This is a genomic window from Curtobacterium sp. SORGH_AS_0776 (genome assembly GCF_031453355.1).
Lineage (GTDB): Bacteria > Actinomycetota > Actinomycetes > Actinomycetales > Microbacteriaceae > Curtobacterium.
Genome location: NZ_JAVIYU010000001.1, coordinates 1,886,493 through 1,902,804 on the forward strand (window position 1 = coordinate 1,886,493; position 16,312 = coordinate 1,902,804).

Annotated in this window: 13 protein-coding genes and 1 pseudogene; 9 read left to right on the top strand and 5 right to left on the bottom strand. The window is 71.7% G+C overall.

Annotated elements, in window-relative coordinates:
- Positions 1–13: 13 nt before the first annotated feature.
- Positions 14–1,700 (bottom strand): annotated as a pseudogene (locus QE359_RS09455) (long-chain-fatty-acid--CoA ligase).
- 60 nt (positions 1,701–1,760) lie between these two features.
- On the opposite strand from QE359_RS09455, the gene QE359_RS09460 reads away from it, so the two are divergent.
- Complete coding sequence (locus QE359_RS09460) at positions 1,761–2,693, top strand: oxygenase MpaB family protein (RefSeq protein WP_309778964.1); 933 nt, start codon at positions 1,761–1,763, stop codon at positions 2,691–2,693.
- A gap of 61 nt (positions 2,694–2,754) precedes the next feature.
- Here QE359_RS09460 and QE359_RS09465 read toward each other — a convergent pair whose 3' ends face one another.
- The 4 genes from QE359_RS09465 to QE359_RS09480 all read right to left on the bottom strand — a co-directional run bounded on the left by QE359_RS09465 (position 2,755) and on the right by QE359_RS09480 (position 6,559).
- Positions 2,755–3,681: an aldo/keto reductase gene (locus tag QE359_RS09465; RefSeq protein WP_309780416.1), complete on the bottom strand. Its 927-nt coding sequence runs from the start codon at positions 3,679–3,681 to the stop codon at positions 2,755–2,757.
- Between the two features lie 110 nt (positions 3,682–3,791).
- Positions 3,792–4,358, bottom strand: a complete 567-nt coding sequence (locus tag QE359_RS09470; RefSeq protein ID WP_309778965.1) for a TIGR03086 family metal-binding protein — start codon at positions 4,356–4,358, stop codon at positions 3,792–3,794.
- Positions 4,359–4,924: 566 nt separating this feature from the next.
- Positions 4,925–5,485, bottom strand: a complete 561-nt coding sequence (locus QE359_RS09475; protein ID WP_070416635.1) for a YceI family protein — start codon at positions 5,483–5,485, stop codon at positions 4,925–4,927.
- A gap of 129 nt (positions 5,486–5,614) precedes the next feature.
- Positions 5,615–6,559, bottom strand: coding sequence for a hypothetical protein (locus QE359_RS09480; protein ID WP_309778966.1), 945 nt, complete (start codon positions 6,557–6,559; stop codon positions 5,615–5,617).
- Between the two features lie 386 nt (positions 6,560–6,945).
- Between QE359_RS09480 and QE359_RS09485 the strand changes: the two genes are divergently transcribed.
- The 8 genes from QE359_RS09485 to QE359_RS09520 all read left to right on the top strand — a co-directional run bounded on the left by QE359_RS09485 (position 6,946) and on the right by QE359_RS09520 (position 15,940).
- A complete protein-coding gene (locus tag QE359_RS09485; RefSeq protein WP_309778967.1) occupies positions 6,946–7,950 on the top strand; it encodes an aldo/keto reductase family protein in 1,005 nt (334 codons plus the stop codon).
- A 203-nt stretch (positions 7,951–8,153) separates the two neighbouring features.
- Positions 8,154–8,651, top strand: coding sequence for a GtrA family protein (locus tag QE359_RS09490; RefSeq protein ID WP_071295941.1), 498 nt, complete (start codon positions 8,154–8,156; stop codon positions 8,649–8,651).
- Positions 8,648–10,150 (top strand): glycosyltransferase, encoded by a 1,503-nt coding sequence (locus QE359_RS09495; protein ID WP_071295931.1) that lies wholly within the window; start codon positions 8,648–8,650, stop codon positions 10,148–10,150. Before QE359_RS09490 ends, QE359_RS09495 begins: the two co-directional genes overlap by 4 nt.
- Positions 10,147–12,141 (top strand): glycosyltransferase family 39 protein, encoded by a 1,995-nt coding sequence (locus tag QE359_RS09500; protein ID WP_309778968.1) that lies wholly within the window; start codon positions 10,147–10,149, stop codon positions 12,139–12,141. Before QE359_RS09495 ends, QE359_RS09500 begins: the two co-directional genes overlap by 4 nt.
- A gap of 53 nt (positions 12,142–12,194) precedes the next feature.
- Positions 12,195–13,016 carry a DUF4397 domain-containing protein gene (locus tag QE359_RS09505; RefSeq protein WP_309778969.1) on the top strand — a complete coding sequence of 274 codons (822 nt, stop codon included), beginning with the start codon at positions 12,195–12,197 and terminating at the stop codon, positions 13,014–13,016.
- Between the two features lie 153 nt (positions 13,017–13,169).
- Positions 13,170–14,321 carry a glycosyl hydrolase family 8 gene (locus QE359_RS09510; RefSeq protein ID WP_309778970.1) on the top strand — a complete coding sequence of 384 codons (1,152 nt, stop codon included), beginning with the start codon at positions 13,170–13,172 and terminating at the stop codon, positions 14,319–14,321.
- A gap of 131 nt (positions 14,322–14,452) precedes the next feature.
- Positions 14,453–15,100 (top strand): class F sortase, encoded by a 648-nt coding sequence (locus QE359_RS09515; RefSeq protein ID WP_309778971.1) that lies wholly within the window; start codon positions 14,453–14,455, stop codon positions 15,098–15,100.
- Positions 15,101–15,145: 45 nt separating this feature from the next.
- The gene (locus QE359_RS09520; RefSeq protein ID WP_071295927.1) at positions 15,146–15,940 is read left to right on the top strand and encodes a polyprenol monophosphomannose synthase; all 795 of its coding nucleotides are present in this window, start codon (positions 15,146–15,148) and stop codon (positions 15,938–15,940) included.
- Positions 15,941–16,312 lie beyond the last annotated feature (372 nt).

Consider the following 16,312-nt stretch of genomic DNA (forward strand, 5'->3'; position numbering starts at 1 on the left):
CGCGGGTGCGCCGCTACTCGCCGAGGATCTGGTCGCGCACCTTCCGCCGCAGCACCTTGCCGATCATCGAGCGCGGCAGGTCCTCGACCACGACCACCCGGCGGGGCACCTTGTACGCGGCGAGGTGCTCGCGCGACCACGCCCGCAGGGCATCGGCGTCGAACGTCGCGGGGTCCTTCGGCACGACGGCAGCGACGACCTGCTCGTTGCCGCCCTGGGTGATCCCGACGACCGCGACCTCGCGCACGCTCGGGTGCTTGAGCAGGGCGTCCTCGACCTCGGTCGGGGAGACGTTGAACCCGCCGGTGATGATGAGCTCCTTGAGGCGGTCGACGATCCGGACGTACCCGTCGGCGTCGATCGCCACGATGTCACCGGTCCGGAACCAGCCGTCCGGCGTGAAGACCTCGTCGGTGGCCTCGGCCTTGCCCCAGTACCCACGGAACACCTGGGGCCCGCGGACCTGGAGCTCGCCCGGCTCGTCGGTCCCGAGGACCTTCGTCGGGTCGTCCGGGTCGGCCACCCGCGCCTCGGTCGAGGACAGCGGCAGGCCGATCGACCCGAGGCGCCGGGCCGGGGACACCGGGTTCGCGAGCAGGACGGGGGAGCACTCGGACAGGCCGTAGCCCTCGACGAGGTAGCCGCCGGTGCGGGCCTCCCACGGCTCGACGACCTCCTTCGAGAGCGCCATCGCCCCGGAGATGCCGATCTCGATCCCCTCGAGCGAGACCTTCGCGGAGTCCGCCGCGTGCTGCAGCCGCGCGTAGATCGGGGGCACGGCCGGCAGGAACGTCGGCGGGTGCTTCTTCATCGCGGCGAGCACGAGTGCCGGGTCGAACGTCGGGAACAGCACGAGCCGCGACGCCATGCTCATCGCGAAGGTCAGGCAGAGCGTCAGGCCGTAGGCGTGGAACATCGGCAGGACCGCGTAGACCACGCTGCCGTCACCGGGCTGGATCTGCGGGACCCCACGCCCGGGCCTGTGCGGCGTTCGCGATGAGGTTGCCGTGCGACAGCACCGCACCCTTCGGCACGCCCGTCGTGCCGGACGTGTACTGGATCAGGGCGACGTCGTCGGTGGCGGGTCGGGGGTGGCGCTTCGACAGCTTCCGGTTCGACACGAGGTCGTCCCACGGCGTCGTGCCGCGCACCTTGGTGGTCAGCTTCGCCCGGGACTCGCGGGCCTTCGCGACCGGGAGCGACAGCGCGATCCGGGTCCCGCGCGGCATCGCGCGGGTGAGGTCGACCGAGACGATCGCGTCGAGCTTCACGTCCGAGGGGAAGTCCTGCAGCGTCGCCACCGACTTGTCCCACGCGATCGCGACCTTCGCGCCGTGGTCCTCGAACTGGTGGCGGAGCTCGCGCGGCGTGTACAGCGGGTTGTGCTCGACGACCACGGCGCCGAGGCGGAGCACGGCGTAGAAGGCCACGATGTGCTGCGGGCAGTTCGGCAGCACGATCGCCACCCGGTCGCCGGCGGTCACCCCGAGCTTGCGGAGGCCGTTCGCCGCCCGGAGGATCTGCTCCTCGAGCTCGGCGTACGTCGTCGTCCGCTTGAAGAACTCGAGTGCGACCTTCTTCGGGAAGCGCCTGGCGGACCCCTCCACGATGTCGTACAGGGAGCCGGTCGGCTCGTCGATGTCGTGCGGGACCCCCGGGGCGTACGAGGCAAGCCAGGGACGAGGCGTGTCGATGCTCACGCCGACCAACCTAGCGGGCCACCCGAGCGCGTTGTCAGGGGCACGACGGACGATGGCGTCATGCCCTCTGTCGCCGATGCCTTCCGATCCCGTCTCAACGACACGTTCACCGGTGGTGCGGCGGAGCGCCCGGCCTGGATCGACGAGCTCGAACAGGGCACCGACGCCGGGTTCTTCGGGCCCGGCTCCGCCACCTGGTCGGTGCACGGTGGGAAGCAGACGATCCTCGCGGGTGTCCGTGCCCTGCTCGTCCAGGCGCTCCACCCCGGGGCGCTCGCCGGCGTCGCCGACCACTCCCGCTACCGCGAGGACCCGTTCGGCCGCCTCGCCGGCACCATCCGCTGGATCTACACGGTCTCGCACGGCGACACCACGGCGGCCCGGTCCGCGAGCGCCTGGGTCCGGAAGCTCCACGAGCGCGTCCGTGGCGAGTACGTCGACGGCCACGGGGTCACGAAGCCGTACGCCGCGAACGACCCGGACCTCGCCCGGTGGGTGCACCTCGCGTTCACCGACGCCTTCCTCCGCAGTGCGCAGCTGTGGGGCGAACCCATCCCCGGCGGCGCCGACGCCTACGTCCGTGAGTGGGCGATCGCCGGCCGGCTGATGGGCGTCGAGGACGCCCCTGAGTCCGACGCCGAGCTCCGCGCCCAGATGAACGGGTACCTCGACCGCGGGGAACTCGTCGCGACCGCACGGACGCTCGACGTCGTCCGGTTCATCAAGGACCCGCCGCTCGCGCGCCTGCTGCGCCCCGGGTACCGGGCGCTCTTCGACGGCGCGGTCGTCTCCCTCGATCCGCGGCACCGCTCGATGCTCGGGTTGCGGACGCCTGCGGTCGGGCCGGTGGAGTTCCCGGTCCGGCGGACGGCGGGCGTGGTGCTCGACGGCATCGGTGCCGTGCTCGGGCACCAGCCGGGGACGGAGCGCGCGGCGCTCGTGCGGATCGCGCGGCTGGGCGGCGAGCGGCGGATTCCGGACGCGACCGTCTGACGGACGGGAGGCGCGGTGCCAGCTGGCACCGCGCCTCCCGTCCGTCCGTCCGGTGGGTGCGTCAGAAACCGGACGGCACCCGGGGTGTGTACGCGGATTCGAGACGGGCGACCTCGTCGTCCGTGAGCTCGATCGTCGTCGCAGCGACCGCGTCGTCGATGTGGTGTTCTTTCGTCGCGCCGACGATCGGGGCGGAGACCGCGGGCTGCCGCATGACCCACGCGAGGGCGATCTGGGCCATGCTCGCGTCGTGCGCCTCGGCCACCTGCTGCACCGCGTCGACGATCGCGCGGTTGGCGTCCTCGTCCTGCTTGTAGAGCGTCTTGCCGAACTCGTCGGTGTCGGCCCTGCTGCCGGAGCCCTGCGCGTCCCAGGGACGGGCGAGCTTGCCGCGGGCGATCGGGCTCCACGGGATCACGCCGACGCCGGTGTGGGTGCAGAAGGGGTGCATCTCGCGCTCCTCCTCGCGTTCGAGGAGGTTGTACTGGTCCTGCATGCTGACGAACCGCGTCCAGCCGTTCCGTTCCGCGATGTGCTGCATCTCGGCGAACTGCCACGCCCACATGCTGCTCGCGCCGATGTAGCGCGCCTTGCCGGACTTCACGACGTCGTGGAGGGCCTCCATCGTCTCCTCGACCGGGGTGTGCGGGTCGAAACGGTGGATCTGGTACAGGTCGACGTAGTCCGTGCCGAGGCGGGTCAGCGAGGCGTCGATCTCGTGCATGATCGCCGCCCGCGAGAGTCCGGCGCCGTTGGGGCCCGGGCGCATGCGGTTGAAGACCTTGGTGAAGATCTGGACCTCCTCGCGCGGGGCGAGTTCCTTGAGGAGGGTGCCGGTGATCTCCTCGGAGCTGCCCGCGGAGTAGACGTTCGCTGTGTCGAACGTGGTGATGCCCTGGTCGTAGGCGCGGCGGACGAAGGGGCGGGCCTCGTCGATGCCGACGCTCCACTCGTGGGCGCCCTTGTCGGGGTCGCCGTAGGACATCATGCCGAGGATGACGGAGCTGATCTGGAGGCCGGAGGCGCCGAGGCGGGTGGTCGGGGTGCTCGTGCTCGTCGAGCGGGCGGTTTCGGGGGTTGCCGAGCGGGCGGTTTCGGTCATGCCGCCACCCTGGCATCGCGCCCTGTGACCGCGAGGAGGCGGACCTGCAGCGGCGCGTCCTCGCCGACGTCGACCGGTGCGGCGTAGAGGCCCGTCGCGGCGAGGTCCTCGATCTGCGGCTCGAAGTGCTCCCACACGGCCTGCACGAGTTCGTCCGGCAGGGTCTCGTCGCTGCCGGTCGCCCGCGCGAGGTCCCACGTGTGGATCGTGATGTCGCTCGTCTGCTCGGTGAGGTACTGCCCGGCCGGGACGACGTCCGTGGCGAGGTGCACCGGCGTGTCAGCGGGCGTTCTCTGCCACGCCTCGATGGCTTCGGCCGCGAACTTCGCCCACTCGGCCGCGAGGTCGGAGCCGACCGCTTCGAGATCCGCTTCGGCCTGGGCGTAGTCGCACCCCGTCAGGAGCTTCGGGATCCACCGCTGCTCCTCGACGACGTGTCGGACGAGGTCTCGGGTGGTCCATTCGGAGTCGGGGGTCGACGCGTCCCAGTCCGTGACGGCGGCGACGCGGCGGCCGAACTCGGCTGCCGCGAGTGCCTGCAGCGCGATCCAGTCGGTGGCCATGGTGGTGCTCCTGTTCGTGGGTCCTGCGGGTGCGGGGTGCGGGGTGCTGCGTGTTGGTGGGTGTTCGACGACCGGCCCGGAGGCGGGTTCCCGTGTGTTCCCCTGCAACCTTCCAGCTCGGGTTCCGATTCCCCGCGGCGGTCGCCCGGTGCCGGTCGGCGGACGCTGCGGTCTCACGCTACTGCGCGCGGTCGCCGGGCGAGCGGGCGAAATGTGCGGGGGTGCCACGTCCATCGGTGCCGAATCCGCCCGATCGGCGTGTGTGGCGCGCGCGACCAGGGACGCCGGCGCGCGCGACGGAGCCGATCGCGTCGCGGTCGCGGCGAGCGGGCGGAAGCTGGCGGGCGCTTGCCGCGAACCGCGCGTACTTCGCCCGCTCGACCGTGGGACGCGCGAGCGACCAGGCACAAGACCCCCCCAAAGCTCCCACCCAGCAACGGCGAACGGCCCGACTCCGTGGGGGAGGAGCCGGGCCGTTCGCTTCGGGTACTGCAGTGTCCTGCGGTTCGATGTCCCTCAGGTCACGCGCAACGCGATGACCTTCGGGGGTCAGGAGGGACGAGGTGTCAGGCCGCCTGGAGGACGAACTGCACGTCGAGGTTGATCGTCACGTCGTTGCCGAGCGTGAAGCCACCGGCCTCGAGCGCAGCGTTCCAGTTCACGCCGAACTCGGTGCGGTCGATCTTGGTCGTGGCCTCGGCGCCGAACTTGACCTGGCCGTAGCCGTCGGTCGTGAAGCCGCCGAGCTCGGCCTTGAGGACGACCGGCTTGGTGACGCCACGCAGGGTCAGGTCGCCGGCGATGTGCAGGTCGTCGCCCTTGGCCTCGATGCTCGTCGAGCGGAAGGTGAGCTGCGGGTGCTCCTCGGTGAGGAAGAAGTCGCTCGTCTTGAGGTGCTGGTCGCGCTGCTCCTGGCCGGTGTTGATCGACGCGACGTCGATGTTCGCCTCGACGGTCGACTCGAGCGGGTTCTCGGCGGTGACGACGGTGGCGTCGAAGGTCTCGAACTTGCCCTTGACCTTGCTGATCGCGAGGTGGCGGACCGAGAACGTGACCTCGGAGTGGGTGGGGTCGATCTTCCAGGTACCGGTCTGGTAGCCGGGGATGGTCGAGGCGGTGAGCGTCATGGTGACTCCTTCGAAGCGTGTGGACTGCGTTCCCGAGCAGGCGCCGGGCGGAACCACGATTCCATGCGCCTGCATCGAAGTTGATGCTAGCCCATTCTGCACGTGTTTGGTTGAAGCGTCAACCAATGTTCATCTCGATGACGCTGGACGGCGTGTCGGACGTGGGTCGTGCCTCCCGGTCGAGACGCCGTCGAGGAGGCGACGGACGCGCGCCACGAGCGCCTCGATCGCCGGTCCCACGTCGTCCGCGGTGGCGCGCAGCAGCCACCAGCCGGCCTCCTTCAGGTGTTCACCCCGCGTGATGTCCTTGCGGAACGTGCGATCGTCGGTGCGGTGGAGGTCGCTCTCGTACTCGATCGCGACACGGGCGTCCGGGTACGCGAGATCGACGCAGGCGACCCACCGGCCGTCCGCCACGACGTCGTGGTTCAGGGCGGGTTGCGGCAGACCGCGCCGGGTGAGGGCGAGTCGGAGCCGGGTCTCGCCGGGCGAACGTGACCCTGGGCGCATCTCGGCGAGGGCTGCTCGGACGCGACGGATGCCCCTCGCCCCGCGGTAGCGACGAGCTGCGGCGACCAGTTCGGCGTGGTCGCACCAGCCGAGCCAGCCGATGATCGCGTCGCCGACCACGACGAGTTCGTCGCGGCTCAGGAGGGTCGCGAGCGCGACGAACGTGTCGGCCGGGTGGGTCAGTGCCGCGGTGCCCGAGTGGACCACCCGGAGTCTGCCGCGGCGAGCGCGGTGCCCGATCGTCCCACGGACGCGGAGCGCCTGGTCCGTCCCGATCGTCGTCACGTGGACGCGAGGATCGCGCTCGAGCCGGCGCGGGAGCGGGAAGCCGAGGATCGCTGCGGCGGTCGTGTGGCTGAACGCCTGGTCCGGGCGCAGGCGCGGCTGCACCGCTCGTGCGCGCTCGTCGTGCGTCTGCGGACCGGTCCAGGCGCGGATGCCGTGGAACGGGCGGAGGAACGCTCGTGATCGGAGTCGGCCGACGCTGACGCCGCGGTGCAGGGCTTCGCGCACGCGGAACGGCCGGCCGCGGAGGGCCATCGGGAAGGTCGCGTCGACATGCATGCGGCCAGCGTGGCCGCCGGCGGCACTGTGCGAGTGGCGCCCGCCCTGATCTGTGGACGGCTGGTGCAAGCGACCGCCTGTGGACGGATGGCCGGCTCGAGGCGGCTCGGGAGGCGCGGCGCGAGCGGGCGGAACCGGCGCGGTCCCAGCGTGGTCCCGTGGGTATTCCGCCCGCTCGCGCATCCCCGCCGCCTGCGCGTCCGAAGGGCTCGGGAGGCGCGGCGCGAGCGGGCGAAACGGCCCCGGTCCCAGCGTGGTCCCGTGGGTATTCCGCCCGCTCGCGCATCCCCTCCAGCTCGCCCCCGCCCCGCGCGCGCAGCGCGCCCCCGCACCCAGGTACTCGCACGGCCCCTCACGGCGCGGGGAAGCCCGCTAGCGTCGGGAGCATGGAATTCAGGTACCTGGGCAACTCCGGACTCAAGATCTCCGAGATCACCTACGGCAACTGGCTGACGCACGGCTCGCAGGTCGAGAACGACGTCGCCACCCAATGCGTGCGGGCAGCGCTCGACGCCGGCATCACCACGTTCGACACCGCGGACACGTACGCCAACACCGCCGCCGAGACCGTCCTCGGGGAGGCACTGCAGGCCGAGCGCCGCCAGTCGCTGGAGATCTTCACGAAGGTCTACTGGCCGACCGGGCCGAAGGGGCACAACGACGTCGGCCTCAGCCGCAAGCACATCATGGAGTCGATCGACGGGTCGCTCGAGCGGCTGCAGACCGACTACGTCGACCTCTACCAGGCGCACCGGTACGACCACGAGACCCCCCTCGAGGAGACGATGCAGGCCTTCGCCGACGTCGTCCGCCAGGGCAAGGCGCTGTACATCGGTGTCAGCGAGTGGAACGCCGAGCAGATCCGCGCCGGTGCCGCGCTCGCGAAGGAGCTCGGCTTCCAGCTCATCTCGAACCAGCCGCAGTACTCGATGCTGTGGCGCGTCATCGAGGGCGAGGTCGTCCCCGCGTCGAAGCAGGTCGGCCTCAGCCAGATCGTCTGGTCGCCGATCGCCCAGGGCGTGCTCACCGGCAAGTACAAGCCCGGTCAGCCGCTGCCCGAGGGCTCCCGCGCCACCGACGAGAAGGGCGGCGCCGACATGATCAAGCGGTTCATGCGCGACGAGGTCCTTGAAGCCGTCCAGCGCCTCCAGCCCGTCGCCGACCAGGCCGGCCTCACCCTCGCGCAGCTCGCCATCGCGTGGACGCTCCAGAACGAGAACGTCGCGAGTGCGATCGTCGGCGCGTCCCGTCCGGAGCAGGTCACCGACAACGTGCAGGCCGCGGGCGTGCGCCTGGACGCCGACGCACTCGCGGCGATCGACGCAGCCCTGGGGGACATCCCGGAGCGCGACGCGTCGAAGACCGTCAGCCCGGCGTCGCGCCCCGCGTAGACGCGACCAGCCCCGACCTGGAGGCGCGGTGCCAGCTGGCACCGCGCCTCCAGTGCGTCGTGGGGGCGCGTCCACCGCGACCCGCATGTGAACAGCGGGTGTCGCGAAACTGGCAGAACCATCCGTAAGTCTGTACCCCACCCAAACCGCCTCGAGAAGCCCCCCGAATCGGGGGCATGACCCGAACCGATACCCCCGTTGTGGTGCCATCCGCAACCGGCGCGGTACCCGTCCCTCCGCGCGCGGCCGTCGCGCGCCTGGTGGTGCTCGCGCGGCAACTCGTCTCCTTCGGCAGCATCGGCGCCGTCTGCTTCGTCATCGACCTCGGCGTCTACAACCTCCTCCGCGCGACCGTGATGCCCGACGGGCCGATCGCCGCGAAGATCGTCTCCGCCGTCGTCTCCACGGCCGTGGCCTGGATCGGCAACCGGTTCATCACGTTCCGGGCCGAGCGGCAGACCGGCCGCCGCGAGACCCTCCGCGAGGGGCTCCTGTTCGCGGTCACGAACCTCATCGGGCTCGGCATCGCCGCAGCGTGCCTGTTCGTCTCGCACTACGTCCTCGGTTTCACCTCCACCCTCGCCGACAACGTCGCCGGCAACGGGGTGGGTCTCGTGCTCGGCACCGCGTTCCGGTTCGCCGCGTACAAGGCCCTCGTCTTCCGTTCCACCGACGCTCACGCGAAGGAGCTCGCCGAATGACCATCTCCGCCACGCTGTGGACGGCCGCAGGGCCGCTGCTCCAGCCGAACGAGGGGACGGCTCCGTCGAGCGTCCCGAACCGCGGCACGACCGACGTCCCGACAGGAGGCTCGGGTCAGCTCCCGCAGGCCGCCTGGTCGGTCGGCGAGTGGGTCGGGTACTCGGCCCTCATCGCGATCTCCGTGCTGCTCACGATCATCGCGCTCACCACGCTGTGGTGGATGCTGCACGCCTGGCGCTCGCGCGACGCGCTCAAGTCCACGAGCTTCAGCCAGACGCCGCGCCCGGCGGCGCACCGGTTCACGCTGCTGGTCCCCGGCCGCCACGAGCAGGACGTCATGGGGGAGACGCTCGACATGCTCGCGAAGCAGGACCACCCGGACTTCGAGATCATCGCGATCGTCGGCGAGGACGACCCCGAGACGGACGCCGTCGTGCGTGCCGCCGCGGCCCGGCACCCCGAACTCATCAAGGTGGTCGTCGACGACACCGCGCCGAAGAACAAGCCGAAGGCGATGAACCTCGCGCTCCAGTACGCGACGGGCGACATCGTCGGCGTGTTCGACGCGGAGGACGAGGTCTACCCGCGGCTGCTCTCCCTGGTCGACTCGCGCTTCCAGGAGACCGACGCCGACGTCGTGCAGGGCGGCGTGCAGCTGATGAACTTCAAGTCGAGCTGGTGGTCGCTCCGGAACGTGCTCGAGTACTACTTCTGGTTCCGCTCGCGCCTGCACTTCCACGCCGGGTCGAAGTTCATCCCGCTCGGCGGCAACACCGTCTTCGTGACGAAGGAACGCCTGGACTGGTCGAACGGCTGGGACGCGCACTGCCTCGCCGAGGACTGCGAGCTCGGCGTCCGACTGTCCGCCGACGGCGCCAAGGTCGTCGTCGCCTACAGCCCCGAGGCCGTCACCCGCGAGGAGACCCCGCCCACCTTCGCCTCCCTGCTCAAGCAGCGGACCCGGTGGAACCAGGGCTTCCTGCAGGTGCTCGGCAAGGGGGAGTGGAAGAAGCTCCCGTCGTTCCGCCAGCGGTTCTTCGCCCGCTACATGCTGACGATGCCGTTCATCCAGGCGGCCACGGGGCTGCTCATCCCGCTCAGCGTCCTGATGATCCTGTTCGTCAAGGTGCCGACGGCGATCGCCCTCGTGTCGTTCGTGCCCGTCGCCCCGACGCTCATGCTGCTCGCCGTCGAGGTCGTCGGCCTCAACGAGTTCGGTCGGCTCTACAAGGAGAAGGTTCGGATCCGCGACTACGTGAAGCTCGTGCTCGGCCTGGTGCCCTACCAGATCTTCCTCGCCGCGGCGGCGGTCCGGGCCGTGGTCCGGCACGCCAAGGGGCAGAACGGGTGGGAGAAGACCGAACACACCGGGCAGCACCGCACGGCCGGGCAGTCGGCCGAGGTCGTCGGCTTCGCGAACGCCGTGACCACCGACCGGGCGGACGACCGCTCGGACGACCGTGAACTCGTCGCGTCGACCACCGGAGGGACCCGATGACCGCCAGCATCACCGACACCACCGGCATCCCGATCCGGGGCGCCGTCGCCCGCCAGCGCTCCGGCGTCGGCGCCTGGTTCCGCCGGCACGCCGCGAGCCTCGGCTGGCTCCTCCCCGTCCTCGCCGTGACCGTCGTCGTGCAGTCGTGGAACATGTCCGGCACGCCGCAGCGGATCGACGACGAGGGAACGTACACCGCCCAGGCGTGGGCGATCACGCACCTCGGCGAGATCACCCACTACACGTACTGGTACGACCACCCGCCGCTGGGCTGGATCCAGATCGCCGGGTACACCTCGCTGACCGGGGCGTTCGCGCGCTACCCGTTCGCCGTCGAGGCCGGGCGCGAGGCGATGGTGTTCTTCGCCGCCGTGTCGAGCATCCTGCTGTTCGTCCTCGCCCGCCGACTCGGTGCCGGCCGTGCCACCGCGGCGGTCGCGGGCCTAGTGTTCGCGCTGTCGCCCCTGGCCCTGCAGTACCACCGCACGGTCTACATCGACAACGTCGCGACGCCGTGGCTCCTCGCCGCGTTCGTCCTCGTGCTCAGCCGTCGCCAGCAGCTCGCCGGCTTCGCGGGTGCCGCTGCGTGCCTCGGCATCGCGGTGCTCTCGAAGGAGACGTACCTGCTCGCCCTGCCGTTCCTCATCTGGATCGCGGTGCGCCGGGCCGACCGGAGCACCCGCCGGTACACGCTCAGCGTCGCCGGGGCCGTGCTCGCCGTGATCGGTGGCGGGTACCTGCTGCTCGCCGCGGTGAAGGGCGAGCTCCTGCCCGGCACCGGTCGGGTCAGCCTCTTCGAGGGCATCACCTACCAGCTCGGTTCCCGGGCGGCCAGCGGATCGGTCTTCGACGCGGGGAGCCTCGCGAACGAAGCCGCCGCGCAGTGGTGGGCGCTCGACCCGGTGTTCATCGTGCTCGGCTCGGCCGCAGCGTTCGTCGGGCTGTTCCTCCGCCGGGTACGCCCGATCGCGGCGATGCTCGTGTTCCTGCTGCTCATGATGTTCCGCCCGAACGGGTACCTGCCCGTGCCGTACGTGATCATGCTCATCCCGTTCGCCGCGCTCCTCGTCGCCTACACCGCCGAACGTGCCGTCCTCGCCGTGCTCGGCCGCTTGCGCGGGACCTCGGGGACCGATGCGCGGGCCGTCGTCCGCCGGGGCCTCGGCACCACGTGGGCGGTCGTGACGTCCGCGGCACTCCTCGTCGCACTCCCGCTCTGGGGGACGCAGCTGCGCGGGTTCGTGCTCGGCAACCTCGACCTGCCGATGCAGCAGGCCGAGCAGTGGGTCGGTGACAACGTCCCGAAGTCCTCGCGGCTGCTCGTGGACGACGCCATGTGGGTCGACCTCGTGCAGGACGGCTTCGCCCGGAACAATGTCATCTGGTACTACAAGCTCGACACCGACGCTGCGGTCGAACGCCAGTCGCCGAACGGCTGGAAGGACTCGGACTACGTCGTCACGACGGACTCCATGCGCACCGGCGGCAACTCGTCGTCGGACATCCGCCAGGCGATCGAGAACTCGACGACCGTCGCTGCCTTCGGCACCGGCAACCAGCGGGTCGACGTCCGACGCATCCACGCCGAGGGGTCGACGGCCGCCGAGGCCGCCATCACCCGCGCGACCGACCTCCGGAAGACGATGGGGACCGAGCTCGCCTCGAACCCGGCGCTCTTCGCCGACGAGGGCACCAAGTCGCAGTTCCGCGCCGGACAGGTGGACTCGCGGGCGATGATCGCGCTCGGGCAGGTCCTCGCCGACGGGTTCGTCGAGGTCGACCGGTTCACGCCGGTGTCCGGCGAGACCGGGCAGCCCTTCCGCCGGGTCGTCCTGCAGGCCCCGGGGAACGCCGAGGCGTCCCGCGTCGAGGCGACCCTCGACGCCATGGCCAGCGGGTTCCGACCCGACTCGGTCGAGCGGGACGGGTCGCGCCTGACCGTCGTCTACGCCCCCGCCGACCCGACCACGACCGCGACGAGCGCATCGTGACCGCCGCCGCACCCACGCACCAGACCCGAACCACGACCAGAAGGAGCATCATCATGCCCGCACCTCGTCGCACCCTCCTCGTCGGCGCCCTCGCCACGAGCCTCGTCGCCGCAGCCGTCGGCCTCGCGCCGCAAGCAGCGACCGCCGCCACACCCGCCGCCACCTCGAGCGACCAGGGCTGGCTCCGCGTCGGCCACCTCTCCCCGGACACGAAGGGCGTCGACGTCGAGCTGTCGAGCCTGGCCGGCGGCAAGACGGTCTTCGAGCTCGACGACGTCACCTACGGCCAGGTCAGCCCGTACCAGGAGCTCCCGGTCGGCACCTACGTCCTGTCGATGCGCGCCGCCGACGCCCCCGACTCGACCCCGGTGATCTCCACCGACGTCACGGTCGACAAGGGCGACGCGAGCACCGTCGTCGCCTACGGCAAGAACTCGCAGCTCAAGACGACCGCGTTCACCGACGACCTCCAGCAGCCCGGCGACGGCAAGGCGAAGCTCCGGCTCGTGCAGGCCGCGACCACCGCGAAGTCGGTCGACGTGAGCACCTCCGAGGGGACCGCCGTTGCCGAGGACGCCGCCTTCGGCACCGCCACGAAGTACGCCACCGTCGACGCCGGCAAGTGGACGCTCGACGTCTCGGGCAGCGGGCAGCGGGGCACGGCGAAGGTCGACCTCGCGGGCAACACCGTCTCGACGCTGTTCGTGCTCGACGACAGCAAGGGCGACCTCACGGTCGTGCCCGTCACGGACGCAGCAGCCACGGCGTCCACGCCGTCCGGCGGGGTGCAGACCGGTGGTGGCGGCGCGGCCGCCGACCCGGTCGAGCAGGCCACCCACGAGCTGATCGCGACGCTCCGCTCGCTGTTCCGCTGACGCCTGAACGGAGGCGCGGATCACCCCAGCGGATCCGCCCGCGTGGTCCGCGCCTCTCCCCACCGGCACGGCCGGTCCGCCGCTGGCGCGTCGGACCGGAACCGGCGGCGTGGGCCCAGTCCCACACCGCACCCAGTCAGGAAGGCAGGCCGCATGACCCGCAGGACCTGGATCCCCGTGACCGCCGCAGCCGCGGTGCTCGTCGCGCTCGGCATCGCGCTCGTCGCGGTGCGCCCGTGGGGCGCCCCGCAGCCGGAGGCCGGAGGTGCGTCGACCCCGACGTCCTCGGCGGCGCCGGACGCAGCGCGCTCGCCGGAGCAGCTGCGGACGGACTTCCTCGACCGGTACGTGCAGGACGGCCGCGTCGTCCGCACCGACCAGGGCGGCGACACCGTCAGCGAGGGGCAGGCCTACGGGCTCCTGATCGCCTACGCGAACGGCGACCGTGATCGCTTCGGCCAGATCTGGACGTGGACGAAGCGACACCTGCTCACCGACGACCACCTGCTCGCGTGGCGGTGGACGCCGGACGACGGCATCGCCGACGGGCAGTCCGCGAGCGACGCCGACCTCGACGCCGCCAGGGCACTCGTGCTCGCCGGGTCCTCGTGGGACGAGTCCCGGTACACCACGGCGGGGAAGACCATGGCGTCCGCGATCCTCGAGCACGAGACCGCCACGACCGAGCTCGGCACGATCCTGCTGCCCGGGCCGTGGGCCGACTCCGAGCCGTACCGGTACGACGCCTCGTACGCGTCACCGGCAGCGTACGACGTGCTGGCGAAGGCGACCGGCGACGACCGGTGGGAGGCGCTCGGCTCCGGGTCGCGAGCGGTCACGCGGGCCGTGCTCGCCGGGTCCGACCTGCCGAGTGACTGGTCCCAGGTGCACGCCGACGGCACGGTCGACCCGATGCCCGCGACGGGCGGGGACGACCGGGTGCTGTACGGGTACGACGCCATGCGGCTGCCGCTCCGGTACGCCGAGGCCTGCGCCGCGCAGGACCGGTCCCTGGCCGGGTCGATCGCGCCGACGCTCCGGCGGCAGACGCAGTTGGCGGCACAGCTCGACCTCGGCGGGACGGCCGTGACGGGGGACACGAACGCGCTGGCGTACGTGGCGCGGGCTGCGGCGGAGCAGGCCTCCGGGCAGTCGGCAGCGGCGGCGACGGACCTGCGCCGGGCGGACCGGACGGCTGCGACGACGCCGACGTACTACGGGGACGCGTGGGCGGCGCTCGGCGCGACGATGCTCACGTCCGACGTGCTCGGCGGGTGCGCGACCCGTGCCGGGGGTGCGTCGTGAGCGGGCGGCGGCGGGCCGGTGCGCGCGGGGACGCGCCCGAGACTCGGCGGGGCGGACGAGTTCGCGCTGCCGGAGGCCGCGGTGTGTCCGGCGAGCCGAGACTCGGCGCGCGCGGACCGCGGCGGCGCGGCGTGCTCGTCGGGGCCGTCGTGGCCGGGGTGCTCGTGGTGGGCGGGGTCACCGGCGTCGCGGTCGCGGCCACCAACGGGACCGGAGGACCGACGGTGGCCGGGTCGGCCTCGCCGACCGCCGGATCGTCGGGCACTGCGGCACCCGCGGCCGGGAGCGCGACCGACGGCTTCCAGGACCCGGCAGCCCCCGCAGCCCGGTCCGACGCCACCCCGGTCCGCGTGACCATCCCCGCCATCGGGGTGTCCTCGTCGCTCGAGGACCTCCACCGCGGCGCCGCCGGCGAACTCGACCCGCCGAAGGACTGGGACAGCGCCGGGTGGTTCAGCGACGGCATCGTCCCGGGTGAGGTCGGACCCGCCGTCATCGCCGGGCACGTCGACAGCCCCACCGCCGCAGCCGTCTTCTTCCGGCTCGACGAACTGGTCCCCGGTGACGAGGTCCACGTCGCCATGTCCGACGGCTCCACCCGCACCTTCACGGTGGACCGGTCGGAACGGGCGGCGAAGTCGGCGTTCCCCACGAGCGACGTCTACGGCACCGCCCCCACACCCCAGCTGCGCCTCATCACGTGTGACGGCACGTTCGACACGGCCACAGGTCATTACACGGACAATCTGATCGTGTTCGCAGACCTCTCGTCGGACTGACGCAGCGACCGGCCGATATCTTCGATGTCAAGCGCAAGGAGCACCATGAGCACGACACTGGTCATCATCCCGACCTACGACGAGGCGGAGAACGTCCGCCCCATCGTCGAGCGCACCCTGGCGGCCACCGACGCCGACGTGCACGTGCTCGTCGTGGACGACAACTCCCCGGACGGCACCGGCGACATCGCCGACCAGATCGCGCGTGAGACCGACCGGGTGCACGTGATGCACCGCACCGTGAAGGACGGCCTCGGCGGTGCGTACCTCGCCGGGTTCGCCTGGGGCCTCGAGCACGGGTACGACAAGCTCGTCGAGATGGACGCGGACGGCTCCCACCACCCCGAGTACCTGCCCTGGATGATCGAGCTCGCCGACACGAACGACCTCGTCCTCGGGTCGCGCTGGATCAAGGGCGGCGCCGTGGAGAACTGGCCCTGGTACCGCGAGCTCCTCTCCCGCGGCGGCAACCTCTACACGCGCCTCGCCCTCGGCATCGCGGTGCGTGACGCGACCGGCGGGTTCCGGGTGTTCACCTCGCGGGCGTTCGAGCGCATCGACCTCGCCGGCGTCGCCTCGAAGGGCTACTGCTTCCAGGTCGACCTCTGCTGGCGCGCGCTCGAGGCCGGTCTGCGCGTCGTGGAGACCCCGATCACGTTCACCGAGCGGGAGTTCGGTGTCTCGAAGATGAGCGGCAACATCGTCCGGGAGAGCCTCACGCTCGTCACGAAGTGGGGCATCGACCGGCGCATCCGTGAGGCCCGGTCCCTCGTCAAGGACCACCGCCGACTCCCGTCGGTGCGGGCGAACGCGCACGCGGTCGCCGACCACGCGGCCTGACGGGCTGCTGACGGGCTTCTGACGGCTTCCCGGAGGCGCGGTGCCGGCTGGCACCGCGCTTCCGGTCCGTCCGCGGTCGCGTCGCGTCCGTGGTCGTGGCGCGTCGCGTGGTCGCGAGGCGTCCGTGGTCGCGTCGCGTCGCGTGGTCGCGGGGCGTCCGTGGTCGCAGCGCGTCCGCGTGGCGCGAAAGCGACTCCGTGCGGATCCGTCCGCCGTCCGTGGCGGCACAGCGACAGGTTCCCGGACGGCGACGGCGGGTGTCTGTCGCTTCGCGGAGGCGCCCGGCGAGGGGCGAGGCAGGCCCGGCGAGGAGTGCGGGCGGGCAGACGAACGGCCCGTGGCGGAGTCGCCACGGGCCGTTCGGTTCGCGCT

Coding starts and splice junctions, on each gene's coding strand:
- QE359_RS09460 (WP_309778964.1), top strand. CDS start 1,761: ATGCCCTCTGTCGCCGATGCCTTCCGATCCCGTCTCAACGACACGTTC.
- QE359_RS09465 (WP_309780416.1), bottom strand. CDS start 3,681: ATGATGTCCTACGGCGACCCCGACAAGGGCGCCCACGAGTGGAGCGTC.
- QE359_RS09470 (WP_309778965.1), bottom strand. CDS start 4,358: ATGGCCACCGACTGGATCGCGCTGCAGGCACTCGCGGCAGCCGAGTTC.
- QE359_RS09475 (WP_070416635.1), bottom strand. CDS start 5,485: ATGACGCTCACCGCCTCGACCATCCCCGGCTACCAGACCGGTACCTGG.
- QE359_RS09480 (WP_309778966.1), bottom strand. CDS start 6,559: ATGCATGTCGACGCGACCTTCCCGATGGCCCTCCGCGGCCGGCCGTTC.
- QE359_RS09485 (WP_309778967.1), top strand. CDS start 6,946: ATGGAATTCAGGTACCTGGGCAACTCCGGACTCAAGATCTCCGAGATC.
- QE359_RS09495 (WP_071295931.1), top strand. CDS start 8,648: ATGACCATCTCCGCCACGCTGTGGACGGCCGCAGGGCCGCTGCTCCAG.
- QE359_RS09500 (WP_309778968.1), top strand. CDS start 10,147: ATGACCGCCAGCATCACCGACACCACCGGCATCCCGATCCGGGGCGCC.
- QE359_RS09505 (WP_309778969.1), top strand. CDS start 12,195: ATGCCCGCACCTCGTCGCACCCTCCTCGTCGGCGCCCTCGCCACGAGC.
- QE359_RS09510 (WP_309778970.1), top strand. CDS start 13,170: ATGACCCGCAGGACCTGGATCCCCGTGACCGCCGCAGCCGCGGTGCTC.
- QE359_RS09520 (WP_071295927.1), top strand. CDS start 15,146: ATGAGCACGACACTGGTCATCATCCCGACCTACGACGAGGCGGAGAAC.